Below are 19,721 nucleotides of genomic sequence, written 5' to 3' on the forward strand. Positions count from 1 at the left end.
ACCTATAAGCCGACGGGGGTGAATGATTGACCGTTATTCCACTCCGACTTCAGTGCCTTCCAAGTTAAGGCTCAGTTTATCACCTTGAGCATCGTCTTCGTCATCGAGTTCTTTCATCTCGATTTCCTCTTCATTCTCGCTCAGGATTTTGACATCCATACCGAGAGACTGAAGCTCTTTAATCAATACCTTGAACGATTCAGGAACACCCGGTTCCGGAACGTTCTCGCCCTTGACGATGGATTCGTAGGTTTTCACCCGGCCGACCACGTCATCCGACTTGACGGTAAGAATTTCTTGCAGCGTATAGGCAGCACCGTAAGCTTCAAGTGCCCATACTTCCATCTCACCGAAGCGCTGTCCACCGAACTGAGCTTTACCACCCAGCGGCTGCTGCGTAACGAGTGAGTATGGTCCCGTAGAACGGGCGTGAATTTTATCATCAACCATGTGCGCGAGTTTGATCATATGCATGACGCCGACGGTAACTTCACGTTCAAAACGTTCACCCGTCCGTCCGTCGTACAATACGGTCTTACCATTGCGCTGCATGCCTGCTTCTTCCATCGTATCAAACACGTCATACTCGCTTGCGCCGTCAAATACCGGTGAAGCCACGTGAATGCCGAGCTGGAGCGCGGCCATACCCAAGTGAACCTCGAGCACCTGACCGATGTTCATCCGTGATGGAACCCCTAGAGGGTTCAACACAACTTGAACCGGTGTGCCATCTGGCAGGAACGGCATATCTTCTTCAGGCAAAATACGGGCAACGACACCTTTGTTACCGTGACGTCCGGCCATTTTGTCACCTTCGGAGATTTTACGTTTCTGTGCGATGTAAACGCGAACCAGTTGGTTAACGCCCGGCGGCAATTCGTCACCGTTCTCACGTGTAAACACCTTCACATCCACAATGATCCCGTCACTACCGTGAGGAACGCGCAGCGAGGTATCGCGCACTTCGCGAGCCTTCTCACCAAAGATCGCATGCAGGAGACGCTCTTCCGCCGTCAGTTCGGTTACACCCTTAGGCGTTACCTTACCCACGAGGATGTCTCCGGCGCTGATTTCGGCACCGATGCGGATAATTCCGCGCTCGTCAAGGTTCTTCAGCGCTTCTTCCCCTACGTTAGGAATATCACGCGTAATTTCTTCTGGTCCGAGCTTCGTGTCACGAGCTTCGGATTCGTACTCCTCGATATGAATCGAAGTGTACACGTCCTCTTTGACCAGTTTCTCGGAGAGAAGAATCGCATCCTCGTAGTTGTAACCTTCCCAAGTCATGAACGCCACAACGACGTTGCGGCCCAGTGCCAATTCGCCCATCTCCGTGGATGGACCGTCTGCGAGAATATCACCTTTTTTGATGACATCGCCGCGTTTAACGATTGGACGCTGATTGATGCATGTTCCTTGGTTCGAACGCATAAATTTGTGTAATTTATGTTTAATAAGATCGCCTTTGACTTCTTGTCCGTCGACATTTTCCACACGGCGGACCCAGATTTCATTAGCGGATGAACGTTCAATAATCCCGTCATGTTTGGACACAATACATACACCGGAGTCTTTTGCAGACTTGTGTTCCATTCCAGTTCCGACCAGCGGAGCTTTAGGAATAAGAAGTGGAACAGCCTGCCGCTGCATGTTGGATCCCATCAGCGCGCGGTTGGAGTCATCGTTCTCAAGGAACGGAATGAGCGCCGTCGCTACCGACACTACTTGCTTCGGCGAAACGTCCATGTAATCTACACGGTCGCTCGGCATAGGAAGGATGTTATCGGATTGCTTGTTATAACGGACGATAACCATTTCGTCAGTGAAGGTACCATCTTCGTTAAGCTCGGCGTTCGCCTGGGCAACGATATAGTTATCCTCTTCGTCTGCAGTCAGGTAATCGATTTGGTCCGTTACTTTACCGGTCTTCGGATCCACCCAACGATACGGAGCTTCGATGAAGCCATATTCGTTGATGCGCGCAAATGTCGACAAGGAGTTGATCAGACCGATGTTCGGTCCCTCCGGTGTCTCGATTGGACACATACGGCCATAGTGACTGTGGTGAACGTCCCGCACTTCAAAGCCCGCACGCTCACGCGTCAAACCGCCGGGTCCGAGAGCTGACAGACGACGTTTATGCGTCAGTTCCGCAAGCGGGTTGGTCTGATCCATGAACTGGGACAGCTGGGAGCTGCCGAAGAACTCTTTAATCGATGCGATAACCGGACGTATGTTGATGAGCGCCTGCGGCGTAATCACATTAGCATCCTGAATCGACATTCTTTCACGAACGACACGTTCCATCCGGGACAAACCGATACGGAACTGATTTTGAAGCAATTCGCCTACGGAGCGCAGACGACGGTTACCCAGGTGGTCGATATCATCCGTGTTGCCGATTCCATGCAGCAAGTTGATGAAGTAGCTGATGGAAGAAATGATATCTGCCTGCGTAATATGCTTCACGGATTTATCAATGTTTGCGTTCGCGATGACCTTCACGACTTTTGCATCCTCGATTGGAGAGAATACGTCGATCGTTTGCAGCGGGATATCCTCGCTGTCCATCACGCCGCCGGTAACATGATAATTCTTAAAGCCCACGCTCTTCTCAAGGTAAGGCATGATCTCGTCCAAAAGACGGCGATCTACGGTTTGACCAGCTTCCGCAATGATCTCACCCGTATCGGTGTCTATCAAACTCTCTGCCAAACGTTGATTAAAGAGACGGTTCTTAATATGAAGCTTCTTGTTGATCTTGTAACGACCAACGTTAGCCAAATCATAACGCTTCGGATCGAAGAAACGGGCAACGAGAAGGCTCTTCGCATTCTCCAGTGTTGGCGGCTCGCCCGGACGAAGACGTTCATAGATTTCGATGAGCGCTTTTTCCGTAGAGTCGGTGTTGTCTTTATCCAGCGTATTTTGAATATATTCATCATTGCCCAGAAGATCCAGAATCTCGGCATCTGTACCAAAACCAAGTGCACGTAAAAGTACCGTTACAGGGATTTTACGGGTACGGTCGATCCGGACATAGATAATGTCCTTCGCGTCCATCTCCAGTTCAAGCCAAGCGCCGCGGTTAGGGATAACTGTTGCAGTGTACGTCGTCTTACCGTTTTTATCCACTTTTGTGCTGAAATAGACGCTGGGAGAGCGAACCAACTGGCTGACAATAACCCGTTCGGCACCATTGATAATGAATGTTCCGGTTTCCGTCATTAACGGGAAGTCTCCCATGAACACTTCCTGCTCCTTGACCTCTCCGGTCTCCTTGTTAATGAGCCGGACTTTCACGCGGAGCGGCGCCGCATAAGTAACGTCGCGTTCTTTCGCGTCATCGACGGTGTATTTCGGTTCTCCAAGGCTGTAGTCAATGAACTCTAGTACCAAATTACCTGTGAAATCCTGAATCGGCGAGATGTCCTGGAACATTTCGCGGAGTCCTTCCTCCAAAAACCATTCATAAGATTTTTGTTGGATTTCAATCAGGTTCGGAACTTCGAGTACCTCGTTAATACGAGCATAACTCCGCCGAGTGCGTCGACCATATTGAACAAGATGTCCTGCCAACTTAAACTCACCCCTCATGTCTACTCACTTTAAAAATTTCATTGCGAACCTCTGTTTGTAACACTATAATGGAACATACAGAGGACACTCCCATAAATAGAGAAAAGCCCTTATCGAATACCTTTTCGAAAAAAGAGCAGCTTATCCATGGTTATGATAATCATCTCATATCCTGTAGATTTGCCCAAAATGTACATATTATACGTCAATATGATCGACTTTATGCATCTTTCCACACATTAAGTCTTGACATTTCAGCCAACTAAAGACAAAGAGACCATCCTAATACTGACATTTTATAATAATACCATACCAGCAAACCCAAGTCAACAGCCTAGTCGAACTATTTTAAGAAGATTTAGTCGCTCTGAATATCCGGTATCCTTTATCCTTCGTTACTTCCTCAACCTGATGAAATAAACTCTCCAGTTTCGCTTTCGCTGAAGGTGCGCCTTGCTTCTTCTGAATCACAACCCACAGTTGCCCATTCTCACGCAAATGCTTCCACGATTCTTCGAATATAGCATGTACCGTCTCTTTCCCGGCACGGATCGGCGGATTGGTTAGAACCACGTCAAATTGCTGATCCTGAACCGCGGCAAACAAATCGCTCTCCAAGATGGTCACATTGGATATACCATTACGTTTCGCATTCTCCTTGGCTAATTCGACAGCGCGACTGTTGATGTCGATCATCGTCACATGTCCTTGCGCAGCCATTCTTGCCGCCGACAGACCGATCGGACCATATCCACAGCCTACATCCAACACTTCAACATGCTGGTTAAAATCCATAGCCTCTATTAATACCTTGCTGCCATAATCCACGCCACTCTTAGAGAATACGCCCGCGTCACTGATAAAGTTGAAAGTCTGCCCCCGAAGCTCCGTCTTTAACTCCTTACGGTCATGAGCAATTTCCGGCTGATTCGAGTAATAATGTTGATTCGGCATCATTTCCTCCGTCTTGAATCAAAGTCTACCCGCCTAAGATATTTCACTCTTAAGCGCTCTTATTTCAGTATAACCTTAGTTGCGGAGAATCAGTACCTTGTGGTCTCCCCGCCACAATAACAAACCCCTTGAACAAATATTCAAGGGGTTTGATTCTTGCTGACGTGAATCTCAAGAAGCTAATTACTTAACTTCTACGGATGCGCCTGCTTCTTCCAATTTAGCTTTAACAGCTTCTGCTTCTTCTTTAGCTACTTTTTCTTTCAATGGTTTTGGAGCGTTGTCAACCAGTTCTTTTGCTTCTTTCAAGCCAAGACCTGTGATTTCGCGAACCACTTTGATTACGTTGATTTTGGACGCGCCTGCGCTAGTCAGGATTACGTCGAATTCGGATTGCTCTGCTTCAGCAGCTGCACCAGCGCCACCTACAACAGCTACTGGAGCTGCAGCAGTTACACCAAATTCTTCTTCGATTGCTTTTACAAGATCGTTCAGTTCCAGAACAGACATACCTTTAATTGCTTCCAAGATTTGCTCTTTGCTCATTTAAGTTGAACCTCCATTTATTATTAAGATTTTATAGTTGTTGTTACACAGCTTCAGCAAGACAAAGCTTATGCGCCTTGTTCTTCCTTCTCAGCAACAGCTTTAACTGCAAGCGCGAAGTTGCGCACTGGAGCTTGAAGCACGCTGAGGAGCATGGAGAGGAGACCTTCGCGGGACGGAAGTTCTGCCAGAGCTTTGATTTCGCTCTCTCCGATTACACGGCCTTCTACTACGCCGCCTTTCAATTTCAACGCGTCGTTTTTCTTAGCAAAATCATTAAGGATTTTTGCTGGAGCGACAGCGTCATTGGTACCAAATGCAACAGCTGTTGGACCAGTCAGGACTTCGTCCAGATCAGACAGCTCTGCTGCCGCAGTTGCACGGCGAAGCAGTGTGTTTTTCAGTACTTGGAACTCGACGCCAGCTTCACGAAGCTGTTTACGAAGTTCAGTTACTTGCGCAACGTTCAGTCCGCGATAGTCAGCAACTACTGTCGATACGCTTTCGCGCAGTTTAGCAGCAACGACATCAACCGCTTCTTGTTTCGCTTGGATCACTTTTGCGTTTGCCAATGATTACACCTCCTGGTTGTATTAGTAGCGTAAGAGCACCAGGCTCTCCGCTCTTCCTACGGGCACTAAAAAAGCCTCCGTAGAATCACGAAGGCCTGATGAATCATCATTTGGCCGGTGTAACCGGACAAATTGTTGACGTTCTATCATAACACCTCGGTAGGAAATTAAGCCTGCTTAGGGCACCTACTGTCTACGGTAAGCATATTCAACTTTAAGGGTCAGTCTCGAAGACTCACAACTGTTACATAATATCAAACTTTATTGACCAAAGTCAATGGTAATATTATCTGTAAACGGTTGTGTTCACGCGAGCGCTTGGTCCCATAGTCGAGGAAACAGCGATACCTTTCAGGTAAACACCTTTAGCAGCAGCTGGTTTCGCACGATTCAATGCATCGATGAGAGCTTTGAGGTTCTCATTCAATTGAGCTGCATCGAAAGACACTTTACCGATTGGCGCGTGAATTTGACCTGCTTTGTCCAGACGGTACTCGATTTTACCGGCTTTGATTTCTTGAACAGCCTTAGCAACATCGAATGTAACCGTACCAGCTTTAGGGTTAGGCATCAGGCCTTTACCACCGAGCAGACGGCCAAGTTTACCGACTTCACTCATCATATCAGGTGTAGCTACGCAGACATCAAACTCGAACCAGCCTTGTTGAATTTTGTTGATCATGTCTTGATCGCCAACAAAATCAGCGCCAGCCGCTTCTGCCTCTTTCGCTTTTTCACCTTTTGCAAATACCAGAACGCGTTGTGTTTTACCTGTGCCGTGAGGCAAGACAACAACACCACGAACAGCCTGGTCTTGTTTACGTGGGTCTACACCCAAACGTACAGCCGCTTCAACAGTTTCGTCGAATTTGGCAGTTGCAGCCTTCTTCACAAGCTCTACAGCTTCCAAAGGCTCATAAGTTGCTTCGCTGTCAATCAGCTTCGCAGCTTCAACGTATTTCTTACCGTGTTTAGCCATGTTTGTTTTCCTCCTTTGTGGTGTTAGCGGAAATTCCTCCCACATAATCCGAACCTCGTTCGGTTTCAATCGAGAAACAATTAGTCTTCGATTGTGATACCCATACTACGGGCAGTACCTTCTACCATCTTCATTGCAGCTTCAACAGATGCAGCGTTCAGGTCAGGCATTTTTGTTTCAGCGATTTGACGAACAGCGTCACGCTTAACAGTAGCCACTTTCTTCTTGTTAGGCTCGCCGGATCCTTTTTCGATCTTAGCAGCCACGCGAAGCAGAACAGCAGCCGGTGGAGTTTTAGTGATGAATGTAAAGGAACGATCTTCAAACACCGAAATTTCAACCGGAATGATCAGACCAGCTTGATCAGCAGTACGTGCGTTGAATTCTTTACAGAATGCCATGATGTTGACACCCGCTTGACCCAATGCAGGACCTACTGGAGGAGCCGGATTCGCTTTACCTGCAGGAATCTGCAGTTTCACAATCTTGATAACTTTCTTAGCCATGGTTGACACCTCCTTGCATCAATAGTGGTAGCGGACGCTTTGATACGCCTCCCACAAGAAACCTGAAGAATTAAATCTTCTCCACTTGAGTATAATCCAACTCCAGCGGGGTTTCCCGTCCAAACATGTTGACGTGAACTTTCAACTTGCTCTTTTCAGCCAAAATCTCTTCCACGGAGCCCACAAAATTCGCAAAAGGACCAACCTTGATACGAACGGATTCCTTGATGTCGAATTCGATCTTCGGTTTCGGCTCTTCCATGCCCATATGCTTCAGAATCTGTTCTACTTCTTCTGGAAGCAAAGGCGTCGGTTTAGAACCGGACCCTGTCGAACCAACAAAACCGGTCACTCCTGGTGTATTGCGGACAACATACCAAGAATCATCGGTCTGAATCATTTCGACCAAGACATATCCCGGGTAAACTTTACGCATGACGGTTTTTTTCTTGCCGTCTTTGTTTACGATTTCTTCTTCCATCGGAACAAGAACGCGGAATATTTTGTCCTCCATGCCCATGGACTCGACACGTTTTTCCAAATTGGCTTTGACTTTATTCTCATACCCAGAGTAGGTATGAACTACGTACCATCTTTTTTCCATATCAAGCCACCTGGGACCCTTCTAAATTATCGCTTCGATCACAGCGGAAATGCCGATGTCTACAACCCAAAAATAAATCGTGACAAACACTATGGTGCCGAGAACAATTAAAGTATAGTTCGTCAGTTCTTTACGATTGGGCCAGCGAACTTTTTTAAGTTCCGCCCAGCTTTCAGAGAAAAAGGAAAACAGAGACTTGAAACCACGTTTCACGCCGACTACACCTCCAAAAGAAAACTATCTGGTTTCGCGATGAGGAGTTTGCTCGTTACAGAACTTGCAAAATTTCTTCATCTCCATGCGGTCGGGGTGATTTCGCTTGTTTTTGGTGGTTGTGTAGTTTCTTTGTTTGCAGCTTGTACAAGCCAAAGTGATAATTACCCGCATGATGTGCACCTCCCGAAGACGTCCTTCTTTGTCAGAAGAATCGATATTGATCCTAGTAGAAACAACCTTGTTCTCATCGAAACTCGGTTATTTCTGCGAGATGAATAAAACCGTTGTTCCAAAAACTGTAACAACGATCCATTCATAAAACACGCGAATTTAGGCCTACCTAAAACACTTTATCACAAGGGTAGCGCCATTTCAAGCCTTTTTCTCTCTGATTGTGGGCTGCAATAAATGCCATTGCCAGCTAGACCAGGGAATTCGTCCCCGGAATATTGTAAACACCTCGCTGTAAAAAACTGTGGCGTTTCACAGTCTTTGTCCATCCTGCATAGCATTTAGTCTATATCCAGTATGTTCAATCTTTCAACAGATGAAACACCAAATATTACACATTTTGCTTTTGCGAAAATGGACATCCTTGATTATCGTCCTATCCTGTCTGCCAACTAAAAATAATGGCGACAAAGTATACGGAGATCCTTCGCCGGCCATCCTGATTTAAAAAACGATCAGGCAATTAAAAAAAGGCTCTGATTGAGCCTTCTGCTTCTTATCCGACACTTGCTATTAATTATCCCTGACTTCCAGATAACGTTCAAGCTTGCGCTTTACCCGCTGGAGTGCATTGTCAATCGATTTTACATGACGCCTTAAATCTACCGCAATCTCTTGATAGGATCGACCGTCCAAATAGAGCATCAGGACTTTCCGTTCCAGATCGCTTAAGATTTCTGACATCTTGTCTTCCAGGCCGACAAATTCCTCTTGATTAATAATCAGTTCCTCCGGATCGCTTACCGCAGTGCCACAAATGACATCCAACAGTGTACGGTCCGAATCCTCATCATAAATCGGCTTGTCCAATGAGACATACGAATTGAGCGGAATATGCTTCTGTCTCGTAGCGGTCTTAATTGCCGTAATGATCTGTCTAGTAATGCAGAGCTCGGCAAAGGCCTTGAACGAAGACAGCTTATCCCCTTTAAAATCACGAATTGCCTTGTACAGCCCGATCATGCCTTCCTGGACAATATCTTCCCGGTCAGCACCAATCAGAAAATAGGAGCGGGCTTTAGCACGTACAAAATTCCGGTATTTATTGATCAAATACTCCAGCGCCCCGCTATCACCCTCGCGGACCGCCTCGACAATGTCTTCATCGCTTATCACATCATACCCTGACAACATGACTTCCTTGAGGTCCACACTCAATAGAATCCCTCCGGCCCGGAACGCACGGTAGCCCGTCACTCTCTTGAAATATATGACAAGTATATATGATGTCTACTAGACCGTCAACCACGTTCTACCTAAAATAGACCGATAATAACATTTAATGTAAACTTTTCCGTAGATTCATATACCGTTTTCATTCTCCAAATGAGCCGACCTTTCGTCCCTATTGTGTAAAACAGTTCTATTCCCTTCGCCAGCGCTCGAACATCTGTCTCACATCCGGCGGCAGCTTCCCGTCAAGTGTATTCCGGCTCTTGGTCTGCTCTTTCGTTATTTTCTGCTTCACTTCGCGCTCGCTCTGTTCCACTTCGTTTAGCAATTCCCGGGCGGACAACCTGAGTGCTCCCCGAGCAAAAATCACATGCTGCTCAATTAAATCGCTGGTCGCCACATAAATTTTTCGCCGGCGGTGGCTGAACTCTCCGACTAGTCGTTCAATGCACTCATCTGCGGTTTCTTTTTCCTTAGTAAAAAACACCTGAACCTTGCCTTGCGTGTAGGATTTCCCCAGCCCAGGGACCCGGTATGCGTCAAAAATCACCACGACTCTGAGGCCGGAATACGCCTGGTAATCCGCTAATTTCTCCAGCAGCAGGTCTCGCGCATCATGCATGCTGCTATTGGCGAGCTTCGCAAGATATGGCCAGCCGCCGATCATATTATAACCGTCGACCAGCAGCACATCCCGCCAATCGGCCATCATTGCTAACCTTGAAGGCGGCGACGGCGAAGCACTTCGTACATAACGACACCTGCGGCAACAGAGGCGTTAAGCGAGTTGATTTTTCCGGCCATCGGCAGTTTCACAAGCACATCGCATTTTTCACGGATCAGACGCCCCATTCCTTTACTTTCATTACCGATAACGATAGCAACCGGCCCGTCAAAAACTTCAGTGTCATACAATTCCTGAACAGCATCAACGACCGTCCCGACAACCCACACGCCCATTTCTTTCAGCTGATCGATGGTTTGGCCCAGATTGGTCACTCTGGCTACGGGTACATACTCTACTGCGCCAGCAGATGTTTTGGATACCGTTGCCGTTACTTGTGCGGATCTGCGCTTAGGCAGTATGACGCCATGAGCACCCGTGCAGTCTGCCGTACGGAGAATCGAGCCCAGATTGTGCGGATCCTCGATCTCGTCAAGCAGCAGCAAGAAAGGTGGTTCACCCTTTTCCTCCGCAACCTTCAGCAAATCTTCCACTTCCACATAGGCATACGGTGCCGCTTGGGCAACCACGCCTTGATGCTGTACCCCTGGAACCATCTGATCCAGCTTGCGTTTGTCCACATGCTGAATAACAATGCCCAGTTTCTTCGCTTCCGCGATGATCGGCAGGGTCAGATGTTTTTGCGCATTTTCGGCAATCCATATTTTATTGATCGTACGTCCTGATTTGAGCGCTTCCGTTACGGAGTGCTTACCAGCTACTACTTCCTCTTCTTGCAACATGTAGGTCTCCTCCTGCATATCAGCCGGCGTCCCCTTTGAGAAACACCGGCTGTATCGTTTCAATGTTGATCTCTATTGCCTGACGGTCTATTTAACAGACCCCTCAATAAACTCGATGCTCTTCCCAATGAGCTCGCGGAGACGATCCTGCTCCCCCGTATAATATAAATACCCAACGAGCGTCTCAAATGCCGTTGCATGCCGATATTCGAGCACGTCGGCATTTTTGGGGATGCTGCCTGATTTGGCATTGCGTCCTTGACGCACAACATCGCGTTCTTCTTCCGTCAGCTCCGGATCCAGATAAGCCAATATTCGGCTCTGTGCCTTCGCCGACACAAATCCTGTTGCTGTCCGGTGCAAGTGATGGGGGCGGAGATTCGCTCTTGATATCAAAAACTGCCGCACCGCCACCTCATAAATGGCATCTCCGATATAGGCAAGCACGATGGGCGGGATTAACCGGGCCGGCTTCGACGGCGGAAAATCGAACCAGCCTACCGCGGGATCATGATGCTCAGGCCCGCTCATTTACGCCGCCAGCGCATACCTTGCGCCGTATCCTCAAGCACGATGCCTTCGTCCGCCAGCTTGTCGCGGATTTCATCCGCTCGCGCCCAGTTTTTATTCTTCCGGGCTTCGATACGTTCGGCAATCAGAGCTTCAATCTCCTCATCCAGCAATTCATCCGTGCCTGTATTTACGATGCGCAGCACGCCGTTCATTTCGTTGAAAGCACGCAGCACTTCATGCAGGTCAGCCGCAGGAATCGAGGCTTCCTTCAGCAGCTGATTCGCCTCGCTGGCCCATTGGAACATGGCGGTGATGGCATCCGGCGTGTTGAAATCATCCTGCATTTTCTGGTGGAATTCGACAAGGACGGCCGATATTTTATCCGCAACTTCCTGGCTTACGTTATCGTCCTTCGAACCGATCGCGGTACTCAATCGATGCTCGACATTAGCCGCCGCATTCGCCAGACGTTCCACGCTGTTCTGTGCCTGCTCCATCACCTCATCGCTATAATTCAGCGGGTTGCGGTAGTGGGTGGACAACATGAAATAGCGGACAGCTTCTTTTGTATATTGTTCACGAAGTTCCTTAACCAATACACCATTACCTAGCGATTTCGACATTTTCTCGTTATTGATGCGGATATAACCATTGTGCATCCAATAGTTCGCCAGCGGTTTGCCTGTCAGCGCCTCGGACTGCGCCACTTCGCATTCATGGTGCGGAAACTGGAGGTCTTGACCGCCGCCATGGATATCCAGCGTATCCCCGAGATAACGACGGGCCATGGCGGAGCACTCAATATGCCAGCCCGGGCGGCCGTCGCCCCAAGGGCTGCTCCAGTAGATCTCTCCGGGCTTCGCAGCTTTCCATAGCACGAAGTCCTCCGGGTTTTCTTTCCGCTTATCCACTTCAATCCGGATACCAAATTGCAGCTCATCGAGATTTTGCTGGGACAGCTTGCCGTAATCGTCAAATTTGCGGGTCCGGTAAAAGACATCTCCCCCGTTCTCATAAGCAAAGTCGCGGTCAATGAGCTCCTGGATAAATTCAATAATGCTCTCCATATTGTCCGTTACCCGCGGATTTAATGTCGCTCTCGGTATACCGAGACCGTCCAGATCTTCGTAATAGGCGTTAATAAACTTATCCGCGACCTCCGGAACGGTAGTACCGGTTTGCTCCGCTTTCCGGATCATTTTGTCATCTACATCCGTAAAGTTCACCACGTAATTCACATCATTACCCTGATTCTCAAAATAAGCTCGAACCACGTCGAAAAAGATCATCGGACGGGCATTCCCGATATGGATATAATCGTACACGGTAGGACCGCACACGTAGATCTTTACCTTTCCAGGTTCCTGAGCAACAAACGTTTCTTTCATACGGGTTAACGTGTTATAGATTTGAAGTGCCATAAGGTATCATCTCAATCCTTTCATTCCATCGCTTATTGTTCCTTCACGGCTTGCGGGTTTACTCTTCTTTGGCCGAAGACACAACGACCTCGGATACCATGCCTTTAGGCTGGTTTCGTTTGCTCTCATGAAGCTCCGCCCGGAGCTGATCGATCTCCTTCTGCATTGAACGCAGCATATCCACAATCGGATCGGGCAGATTCGTGTGATCCAGCCGGTCGCGCACCCGCTCCCCGTTCTGTTTCACAATTTTTCCCGGATTGCCGACAACGGTGCTGTTTTGGGGGACTGGTCTTAGTACGACTGCATTGGAACCAATGTTACAGTTATCCCCAATCGTAAAGGAACCTAGCACTTTCGCCCCCGATCCGATGACCACGTTGTTGCCGATGGTCGGGTGCCGCTTGCCTTTCTCCTTACCGGTTCCACCAAGCGTAACCCCTTGGTAGATCACCACGTCATCCCCAATCTCACAGGTCTCTCCAATGACAACCCCCATCCCATGGTCTATGAACAGCCGATGCCCGATACGGGCTCCCGGATGAATCTCAATCCCTGTCATAAACCGGCTGAACTGGGAGATCAACCGGGCCAGCGTATACCATCGCCGCTTAAATAATGCATGAGCTACCCGGTGCGCCCACAGTGCGTGAAGCCCCGAGTAGGTGAATACCACTTCAAAAAGTCCCCGGGCAGCCGGGTCATTCTCGAACACTGTCCGAATATCCGATTTCATCTGTTTAAACATGAACGCTCCCTCTTTCCCCTCTTCCAATCGCGCATGCAACTTGCCATCCATCGTTATTCCTGTAAATAAAAAACGCCCCTGCAGCTTATCGCTGCAGAGGCGCTAGACCGCGGTTCCACTCTGCTTAGAACCGGCACAAGCCTCCTCCCTTCGTCAGGGACGGATTCTACCGATTCTCTTCATGTCATTAACGGCAGACGACCGGCATGATCTAACGATTGTGTTCGCTTCAACCATGCAGCTCACAGGTGCATTTCCGCTGCAGGCGACGGGACAACTCTCAGCCGGCAAATTCAAGTGGTCCTTGTCTTCTGCCGATTGTCCTCTCTGGAACGTGCCTGTTTTACGCGTACTTCTCCTGATCGTAGCTTTTGTACGTTTATATTTGTTGATCTATGTGAAGGAAACAACGCTCTATAGAACGCTGCGCTGACGGATTGTGCTTCCGATCGCTGTTGCCTTCCGATTTCTTTAACGATATCACATAGGTGGAAATCGGAAGACAAAGGCGAACGCTTCGCTTCTACAGCACAATTCCGTCCTCTCCGCTGCTTCTCCGTATGAGTTGTTGCTACCTAACCTAGATCAAAGAATATTTCACTTATAGTTTGGTGTAATTATAACTGATGATATACGGGCTGACAAGGAACGTTTATTCGAAGAAGCGCCCGAATTATGCGCCCTTGATCTGAGAACGCAAACGGTCAAGCACACGATCCTTACCAAGCAGCCAAATCGTCTGGTTCAGGTCCCGGCCATGAGTTTGTCCCGTCAAGGCTACGCGGATCGGCATAAAGAGCTGTTTGCCCTTAAATCCGGTCTCCTTCTGGACTTCCTTGATCAGTGCCGCAATCTTCGGAGCGTTAAACTCATCCGACTGCTCGATCTTCGCAAGGAATGCCGACAATACGGCGGGCACCTGCTCGCCGCCCATCACTTCAATCCCTTCGGAATCCAGCTCCAGATGTGTGCGGAAGAACACTTCCGACAGATCCACGATATCCGAAGCAGCAGTCAACTGCTCCTGATAGAGCGCCACGAGCGCGCGTGCCCATTCCTCTTGCTCGGCCGTAAGCTCGGACGGCAAGCGACTGGCTTTCTGCAAATGCGGAATGGCTAGATCGGCAATCCGATCCGGATCCGCATTCTTGATATACGTGTTGTTCAGATGAGCCAGCTTGTTTGTATCGAATACCGCCGGGCTCTTGGATAATCGATGCTCATCAAAGATCGAGATCAACTGCTCTTGGGAGAACACTTCCTCTTCCCCTTCCGGAGACCAGCCAAGCAGCGAGATGAAGTTGAACAGCGCTTCAGGCAAATAGCCAAGCTGGTCATACTGCTCAATGAACTGAATAATCGATTCATTACGCTTGCTCAGCTTCTTATGATCCTCGCCCACGATCAGGGTCATATGTCCGAACTGAGGCGGCTCCCAGCCAAAGGCTTCATAGATCATCAGCTGACGCGGCGTATTGGAGATATGATCCTCCCCGCGGAGCACATGGCTGATCTTCATCAGATGATCGTCCAAAGCTACAGCGAAATTGTAGGTAGGAATGCCGTCTTTTTTAACGATGACGAAGTCGCCCGTCTCTTTGCTGTTAAACGAAATCGTGCCCTTCACCATATCATCGAACGTGTAGATACGATCTTCTGGAACGCGGAAGCGGATGCTGGCCACACGACCTTCAGCCTCAAGTGCCTGACGCTGCTCTTCCGTCAAATCCCGGTGCTTCCCGGAATAGCGCGGTGTTTCGCCGCGAGCCATCTGCTCTTCCCGCTCCTGCTCCAGCTCTTCCTCCGTGCAATAGCAGCGGTAAGCAAGCCCGCGATCCAGAAGGTCCTGCCAATACTCTTTATAAATATCAAGACGCTCGGTCTGGCGATAAGGTCCGTACTCGCCTCCGACATCCACGCTCTCATCCCAGTCCATACCCAGCCACTTCAAGTATTTCAGCTGGCTTTGCTCTCCGCCTTCTACGTTGCGTTTTACATCTGTATCCTCGATGCGGATAATGAATTTCCCGTTGTTCTTGCGGGCAAATAAATAATTGAATAATGCCGTTCTGGCATTGCCGATATGTAAATGTCCCGTTGGACTCGGTGCATAGCGCACGCGGACTTCTCCGGTCATTGTAACCCCTCCGCTTCCCTATTCTTTCAAGATTCCTCGCTCAAAAAACTCCCTTATTGAACACATACTTCAAGATGATAGCATACCTTTTACGAGGCAGACAACCGATTGCGCGGCGATACCTTCGCCCCTGCCAGCAAACCCGAGCTGCTCGGTGGTGGTCGCCTTCACGTTAACCTGATCCACCTCGGCATCCAGCGCTTTGGCGATCACTTCCGCCATTTGCGGAATATATGGTGCCATCTTCGGCTTCTGTGCAATTATCGTAGAATCGATATTACCAAGTGTATACCCGCGTTCCTTCGCCATGACCCATACCTGTTCCAAAAGCTTCAGGCTGTCGGCGTCTTTAAAGGCAGGATCGTTATCGGGAAAGTGACGACCAATGTCGCCAAGCCCAAGCGCTCCCAAAATCGCGTCCGTTACGGCGTGCAGCAGCACGTCGGCATCGGAGTGCCCGAGAAGCCCCTTGTCATAAGGAATCGTGACGCCTCCGATGATGCACGGCCTTCCTTCTACGAGCTGATGTACGTCAAACCCCTGTCCTACTCGAATCATCCCATGTCCTCTCCCTTACGTTTCTGTAAAAAAGCTGCATATTCCAGATCCTCCGGTGTGGTGATCTTAATATTGCTGTATTTCCCCTCCACCACGGTTACCGGATGTCCTGCTCGCTCCATCAGCATGGCATCGTCAGTGCCTGTAAACCCATCCTTCGCAGCAGCCTCATGTGCAGACAGCAAGTCGGAAAGACGAAAAGCCTGTGGGGTCTGGACGGCCCACAGACTTTGACGGTCGGGGGTGCCTGTAATCAGCCCCTTACCGTTCACCTGTTTAATCGTATCCTTCACGGGGACCCCAAGTACCGAGGCGCCCTCACGGATTGCCGCATCGCGGCAGGCTTCAATTTCCTCTTGCGTTACAAACGGCCTTACGCCGTCATGTATCATTACCCACTCTGAAGAAATTTGCTTGATGCCCTGGTATACGGACTGCTGCCTCTCGCTTCCCCCGGGGATTACAGCGGACACCTTGTTCAAACTGTATTCCTGAATCCAGGATTCGCAGCGAGGGACATCCTCTATCCCCGTCACAAGCACAATTTCCTGCAGCCATGGTATCCGGCTGAATGCTTCAAGCGTATGAACGATAATGGGCTTTCCATTCAGAGCCAAGTACTGCTTGCTCTCCCGGGTGCCCATCCTCGTTCCTTTTCCCGCCGCTACAATAACAGCGCCGAAGTTACTCATCAAGCACCAAACTCCTGTCTCACCCAACACGTCCCAAACGGACGAATAGCGGATATGTATATCCCCATCATACCCCTTTACTGGGCTTTTTCCAACAGTTTTGGTTTCGCGAAGATCATCCGGCCCGCCGAGGTTTGCAGTACGCTGGTAACGAGCACCTCCATCATCGTGCCGATGTACTCGCGACCGCCTTCCACGACGATCATCGTGCCGTCATCCAAATAAGCGACGCCTTGACCATGCTCCTTGCCGTCCTTGATAATCTGTACCAGAATTTCCTCCCCTGGCAGAACCACCGGCTTCACCGCGTTGGCGAGATCATTAATGTTCAGTACCGACACACCCTGCAGCTCACATACCTTATTCAAGTTGAAATCATTCGTGACCACTTTGCCTTGAAGCACTTTGGCCAGTTTCACCAGCTTGCTGTCGACTTCGGATATTTCCTCAAAGTCCCCTTCATAAATGAGCACCTTGACGTCCAGCTCTTTCTGGATTTTGTTCAAAATATCAAGACCCCGCCGGCCGCGATTTCGCTTAAGAAGGTCTGAGGAATCCGCAATATGCTGAAGCTCCTCCAGAACAAACTCAGGTATGACAATCGTTCCTTCGATAAATCCGGTCTTGCAAATATCTGCAATTCTCCCGTCAATGATGACACTCGTATCCAAAATTTTATGTTCCTCTATGCGCCGGCCCTCAGGCTCAGCAGCTTGACTCCACTTGCCCGACATCCATAGAGAAGCCAGTTCATCCTTCTTTTCCAGTCCAATGCGAAACCCGATGTAACCACCGAGCAGCGTAATGCCAACCTGGAGCAGCTGCCCTGCTTGTCCGAGCAAGGACAACCCTGGTGACAGCAATACAGACAGCAGCAGGCCGCTCAACAGTCCGGCAGTACCCGCAGCCAGCTCATTCATCGGAATCCGGGAGAACGAAGAGATCAGGCTGTGCAGCCATCTCGTTACCCGATCCGCTGACAGCACGCCGATCATGCCAAACAATAATCCTCCAAGCACCGCGAAGGCTCCGCTTCCCGCTGCAAATAAACCTTGTCCAAAAATAGGCGAGAGCTCTAAGAAAGACCGTTCCATTGTATGATATAACGTATACCCGCCCCATGCTCCGCATAATACTGTAAATGCTAAAATAGCTTTTTTTACCATGAGCTTCCGCACACCTCCTTTTTATACATAAATATCTTTGCTTCTATTTTCCAGTATGGTCCAATTTATAAAGTCGTAATCGTGCCGACCCATCTTTTTTAAGATAAAAGTTTTCAGTGAATCCAAATGAATTGGATAATCGTAAGAAAAACATCCTCAAATATGCAGTCTATCTTCTGTAAAAGTGCGCCTATTGACGCTTTTTTATCCTATTTCCATATCCCCATATCCTACCGGTTTTGCCTACCCCCATCAGGCTTTGACGTGTACTTACATCAACCTCACAAATGGAATTGACCGCCTTCGGACACCTGAAATTGGTTGAAATCGCCTGAAGTAGTGGAATATAATGAACTCAATTCATAATATCGAGGTGGATGTATAAATGAGCGCTCCTAGTTTACAGGCTTTTCAGGACCAAGTTTCCGAATTGTTGCTCCGTCACCGCAGTCTCTTGGATGTTCTGTCTAAAAATGGTCAAAGCAATGCTTCAGTCAACCGGGCCGTAACCAAGGCCATCACAGAATGCGGATGCATCGAGCTCCACGCCACAAAGCAATCCTTCGATATGGGCGCTGATCTCGAATCAGCCCGGGAATTAGCTGGCACGCACGTCGAAGGCCATCTGTGCGAGAATTGCCGTGAAGCGGTAAGCACCGAGCTTGGCCGCAACCTATTTTATATGTCTGCTCTTGCGAATCTTCTGGACATTCAACTGGATGAGGTTGTTGACAAGGAGTCGCAGAAATGCTCCACATTGGGTATTTTCAACCTGTCGTAAAGCCGCTAACATGAAAACGGTTCGTAACGGCAAGGTACTCCATGCATACAAAAAAAGCATTTATCTCGCTGCGCTAGCAGGGAAATAAATGCTTTTTATTTGGATTATGTCACAAATCTGTCCTATCGGTCAGAGGATTGAAAGGCCTCATCTGATTTGGGATCATCCTTTTTACGACGTTTTTTGCGGTTCAGCCTGCGGAAATTCTGTTGCAAGCCATAACCTGCGTACAGGACCAATGGCAAGAATATCAGCTTGGAGGTCTGCTCTGGTAAGAACACGGCAACCATGACTGCGCCAATGATGACGAGCGGTGTAAATTTAATCGCTGTTTTCGGAATGCCAATCTTCTTGAAGTTCGGATACTTGACTGCGCTAACCATGAGGTAAGAAAGTAGAAGTACGGCAATAATCATATAAGTTGCTGTAATCTCTTCATGAAATAACGCCAAGGTTGCCAGCACGCCTCCCGCAGCGGGGATCGGCAGGCCGATAAAATATCCCGGTATGCCCGGACGAACATTAAATCTTGCAAGACGCAATGCGCCGCACATCGGAAATATGGCGGTCACTGTCCAAGCCAGTGCTGTATTAATATCCGTAAACGCTACGGTATACATAATGAGTGCCGGTGCTACGCCAAATGATATTACATCGGATAATGAGTCAAGTTCCTTGCCGAGCTCGCTTTGGGCATTCAATGCCCGAGCTACCCGACCGTCCAGTCCATCAAGAAGCATGGCAATGATAATCATTATGGCGGCCATACTCGTTCGACCTTCCGTCGCCAAGATGATACCAATCATTCCGAGAAACAGATTACCTAAAGTAAACATATTCGGAATTGATTTCGTCATTTTTTTTATTCACCTCATTAA

The 19,721-nt window shown here is 48.8% G+C and carries 22 protein-coding genes and 1 other annotated feature; of the genes, 2 read left to right on the forward strand and 20 right to left on the reverse strand.

All coding sequences use genetic code 11. From position 1 onward, the window contains the following. Positions 1–33 precede the first annotated feature (33 nt). The 15 genes from rpoB to cysE form a co-directional block, all read right to left on the reverse strand. Positions 34–3,579: a DNA-directed RNA polymerase subunit beta gene (gene rpoB, locus NYE54_RS30655; RefSeq protein WP_339268322.1), complete on the reverse strand. Its 3,546-nt coding sequence runs from the start codon at positions 3,577–3,579 to the stop codon at positions 34–36. A 348-nt stretch (positions 3,580–3,927) separates the two neighbouring features. Continuing rightward, positions 3,928–4,533: a class I SAM-dependent methyltransferase gene (locus tag NYE54_RS30660; protein ID WP_339268324.1), complete on the reverse strand. Its 606-nt coding sequence runs from the start codon at positions 4,531–4,533 to the stop codon at positions 3,928–3,930. 183 nt (positions 4,534–4,716) lie between these two features. Then, complete coding sequence (rplL, locus tag NYE54_RS30665) at positions 4,717–5,079, reverse strand: 50S ribosomal protein L7/L12 (RefSeq protein WP_009591984.1); 363 nt, start codon at positions 5,077–5,079, stop codon at positions 4,717–4,719. Positions 5,080–5,147: 68 nt separating this feature from the next. Further along, positions 5,148–5,651, reverse strand: coding sequence for a 50S ribosomal protein L10 (gene rplJ, locus NYE54_RS30670; protein WP_090914113.1), 504 nt, complete (start codon positions 5,649–5,651; stop codon positions 5,148–5,150). A 58-nt stretch (positions 5,652–5,709) separates the two neighbouring features. Further along, positions 5,710–5,868: a sequence feature (ribosomal protein L10 leader region), on the reverse strand. A 69-nt stretch (positions 5,869–5,937) separates the two neighbouring features. Beyond that, complete coding sequence (gene rplA / locus NYE54_RS30675; RefSeq protein ID WP_009591966.1) at positions 5,938–6,630, reverse strand: 50S ribosomal protein L1; 693 nt, start codon at positions 6,628–6,630, stop codon at positions 5,938–5,940. A gap of 80 nt (positions 6,631–6,710) precedes the next feature. Continuing rightward, entirely contained in the window at positions 6,711–7,136 is a 426-nt protein-coding gene (gene rplK / locus NYE54_RS30680; protein ID WP_076326233.1) for a 50S ribosomal protein L11, read from the reverse strand. A 70-nt stretch (positions 7,137–7,206) separates the two neighbouring features. Next, positions 7,207–7,740, reverse strand: a complete 534-nt coding sequence (nusG, locus tag NYE54_RS30685; RefSeq protein WP_006212939.1) for a transcription termination/antitermination protein NusG — start codon at positions 7,738–7,740, stop codon at positions 7,207–7,209. Between the two features lie 21 nt (positions 7,741–7,761). Beyond that, the gene (secE, locus tag NYE54_RS30690; RefSeq protein WP_006212940.1) at positions 7,762–7,953 is read right to left on the reverse strand and encodes a preprotein translocase subunit SecE; all 192 of its coding nucleotides are present in this window, start codon (positions 7,951–7,953) and stop codon (positions 7,762–7,764) included. A 24-nt stretch (positions 7,954–7,977) separates the two neighbouring features. Further along, complete coding sequence (gene rpmG / locus NYE54_RS30695; protein WP_006212941.1) at positions 7,978–8,127, reverse strand: 50S ribosomal protein L33; 150 nt, start codon at positions 8,125–8,127, stop codon at positions 7,978–7,980. Positions 8,128–8,700: 573 nt separating this feature from the next. Beyond that, positions 8,701–9,345, reverse strand: coding sequence for an RNA polymerase sporulation sigma factor SigH (sigH, locus tag NYE54_RS30700; RefSeq protein ID WP_006212942.1), 645 nt, complete (start codon positions 9,343–9,345; stop codon positions 8,701–8,703). A 205-nt stretch (positions 9,346–9,550) separates the two neighbouring features. After that, entirely contained in the window at positions 9,551–10,069 is a 519-nt protein-coding gene (locus NYE54_RS30705; protein ID WP_076326260.1) for an NYN domain-containing protein, read from the reverse strand. A 5-nt stretch (positions 10,070–10,074) separates the two neighbouring features. Then, positions 10,075–10,827, reverse strand: a complete 753-nt coding sequence (rlmB, locus tag NYE54_RS30710; protein WP_076326234.1) for a 23S rRNA (guanosine(2251)-2'-O)-methyltransferase RlmB — start codon at positions 10,825–10,827, stop codon at positions 10,075–10,077. Between the two features lie 87 nt (positions 10,828–10,914). Continuing rightward, positions 10,915–11,358 (reverse strand): Mini-ribonuclease 3, encoded by a 444-nt coding sequence (locus tag NYE54_RS30715; RefSeq protein ID WP_339268328.1) that lies wholly within the window; start codon positions 11,356–11,358, stop codon positions 10,915–10,917. Beyond that, positions 11,355–12,761 (reverse strand): cysteine--tRNA ligase, encoded by a 1,407-nt coding sequence (gene cysS / locus NYE54_RS30720; RefSeq protein WP_098749107.1) that lies wholly within the window; start codon positions 12,759–12,761, stop codon positions 11,355–11,357. Before cysS ends, NYE54_RS30715 begins: the two co-directional genes overlap by 4 nt. 58 nt (positions 12,762–12,819) lie before the next feature. Further along, the gene (gene cysE / locus NYE54_RS30725; protein ID WP_076326261.1) at positions 12,820–13,509 is read right to left on the reverse strand and encodes a serine O-acetyltransferase; all 690 of its coding nucleotides are present in this window, start codon (positions 13,507–13,509) and stop codon (positions 12,820–12,822) included. A 181-nt stretch (positions 13,510–13,690) separates the two neighbouring features. Here cysE and NYE54_RS30730 point away from each other — a divergent pair, with 181 nt between their 5' ends. After that, positions 13,691–13,942 (forward strand): hypothetical protein, encoded by a 252-nt coding sequence (locus tag NYE54_RS30730; RefSeq protein WP_339268331.1) that lies wholly within the window; start codon positions 13,691–13,693, stop codon positions 13,940–13,942. 240 nt (positions 13,943–14,182) lie between these two features. Here the strand turns inward: NYE54_RS30730 and gltX are convergent, their stop codons facing one another. The 4 genes from gltX to NYE54_RS30750 form a co-directional block, all read right to left on the reverse strand. Further along, positions 14,183–15,646, reverse strand: a complete 1,464-nt coding sequence (gltX, locus tag NYE54_RS30735; protein ID WP_339268333.1) for a glutamate--tRNA ligase — start codon at positions 15,644–15,646, stop codon at positions 14,183–14,185. Positions 15,647–15,715: 69 nt separating this feature from the next. Then, positions 15,716–16,204: a 2-C-methyl-D-erythritol 2,4-cyclodiphosphate synthase gene (gene ispF / locus NYE54_RS30740; protein ID WP_339268335.1), complete on the reverse strand. Its 489-nt coding sequence runs from the start codon at positions 16,202–16,204 to the stop codon at positions 15,716–15,718. Continuing rightward, positions 16,201–16,896: a 2-C-methyl-D-erythritol 4-phosphate cytidylyltransferase gene (gene ispD / locus NYE54_RS30745; protein WP_339268337.1), complete on the reverse strand. Its 696-nt coding sequence runs from the start codon at positions 16,894–16,896 to the stop codon at positions 16,201–16,203. Before ispD ends, ispF begins: the two co-directional genes overlap by 4 nt. 77 nt (positions 16,897–16,973) lie before the next feature. Next, positions 16,974–18,062: a PIN/TRAM domain-containing protein gene (locus NYE54_RS30750; RefSeq protein WP_339268339.1), complete on the reverse strand. Its 1,089-nt coding sequence runs from the start codon at positions 18,060–18,062 to the stop codon at positions 16,974–16,976. A gap of 385 nt (positions 18,063–18,447) precedes the next feature. Here NYE54_RS30750 and NYE54_RS30755 point away from each other — a divergent pair, with 385 nt between their 5' ends. Further along, positions 18,448–18,843 (forward strand): DUF1573 domain-containing protein, encoded by a 396-nt coding sequence (locus tag NYE54_RS30755; RefSeq protein WP_076326241.1) that lies wholly within the window; start codon positions 18,448–18,450, stop codon positions 18,841–18,843. Between the two features lie 122 nt (positions 18,844–18,965). Here the strand turns inward: NYE54_RS30755 and pssA are convergent, their stop codons facing one another. Beyond that, entirely contained in the window at positions 18,966–19,700 is a 735-nt protein-coding gene (pssA, locus tag NYE54_RS30760) for a CDP-diacylglycerol--serine O-phosphatidyltransferase (RefSeq protein ID WP_339268341.1), read from the reverse strand. Positions 19,701–19,721: the final 21 nt, after the last annotated feature.

Origin of the sequence: Paenibacillus sp. FSL K6-1330, assembly GCF_037976825.1 — a bacterium.
Classification (GTDB): Bacteria; Bacillota; Bacilli; order Paenibacillales; family Paenibacillaceae; genus Paenibacillus_AQ.

Excerpts from the sequence above, each read along its gene's own strand:
- NYE54_RS30660 (WP_339268324.1), bottom strand. The coding sequence starts at position 4,533 with ATGCCGAATCAACATTATTACTCGAATCAGCCGGAAATTGCTCATGAC.
- rplL (WP_009591984.1), bottom strand. The coding sequence starts at position 5,079 with ATGAGCAAAGAGCAAATCTTGGAAGCAATTAAAGGTATGTCTGTTCTG.
- rplA (WP_009591966.1), bottom strand. The coding sequence starts at position 6,630 with ATGGCTAAACACGGTAAGAAATACGTTGAAGCTGCGAAGCTGATTGAC.
- rplK (WP_076326233.1), bottom strand. The coding sequence starts at position 7,136 with ATGGCTAAGAAAGTTATCAAGATTGTGAAACTGCAGATTCCTGCAGGT.
- nusG (WP_006212939.1), bottom strand. The coding sequence starts at position 7,740 with ATGGAAAAAAGATGGTACGTAGTTCATACCTACTCTGGGTATGAGAAT.
- rpmG (WP_006212941.1), bottom strand. The coding sequence starts at position 8,127 with ATGCGGGTAATTATCACTTTGGCTTGTACAAGCTGCAAACAAAGAAAC.
- NYE54_RS30705 (WP_076326260.1), bottom strand. The coding sequence starts at position 10,069 with ATGGCCGATTGGCGGGATGTGCTGCTGGTCGACGGTTATAATATGATC.
- rlmB (WP_076326234.1), bottom strand. The coding sequence starts at position 10,827 with ATGTTGCAAGAAGAGGAAGTAGTAGCTGGTAAGCACTCCGTAACGGAA.
- NYE54_RS30715 (WP_339268328.1), bottom strand. The coding sequence starts at position 11,358 with ATGAGCGGGCCTGAGCATCATGATCCCGCGGTAGGCTGGTTCGATTTT.
- cysS (WP_098749107.1), bottom strand. The coding sequence starts at position 12,761 with ATGGCACTTCAAATCTATAACACGTTAACCCGTATGAAAGAAACGTTT.
- cysE (WP_076326261.1), bottom strand. The coding sequence starts at position 13,509 with ATGTTTAAACAGATGAAATCGGATATTCGGACAGTGTTCGAGAATGAC.
- NYE54_RS30730 (WP_339268331.1), top strand. The coding sequence starts at position 13,691 with ATGTCATTAACGGCAGACGACCGGCATGATCTAACGATTGTGTTCGCT.
- gltX (WP_339268333.1), bottom strand. The coding sequence starts at position 15,646 with ATGACCGGAGAAGTCCGCGTGCGCTATGCACCGAGTCCAACGGGACAT.
- ispF (WP_339268335.1), bottom strand. The coding sequence starts at position 16,204 with ATGATTCGAGTAGGACAGGGGTTTGACGTACATCAGCTCGTAGAAGGA.
- ispD (WP_339268337.1), bottom strand. The coding sequence starts at position 16,896 with ATGAGTAACTTCGGCGCTGTTATTGTAGCGGCGGGAAAAGGAACGAGG.
- NYE54_RS30750 (WP_339268339.1), bottom strand. The coding sequence starts at position 18,062 with ATGGTAAAAAAAGCTATTTTAGCATTTACAGTATTATGCGGAGCATGG.
- NYE54_RS30755 (WP_076326241.1), top strand. The coding sequence starts at position 18,448 with ATGAGCGCTCCTAGTTTACAGGCTTTTCAGGACCAAGTTTCCGAATTG.
- pssA (WP_339268341.1), bottom strand. The coding sequence starts at position 19,700 with ATGACGAAATCAATTCCGAATATGTTTACTTTAGGTAATCTGTTTCTC.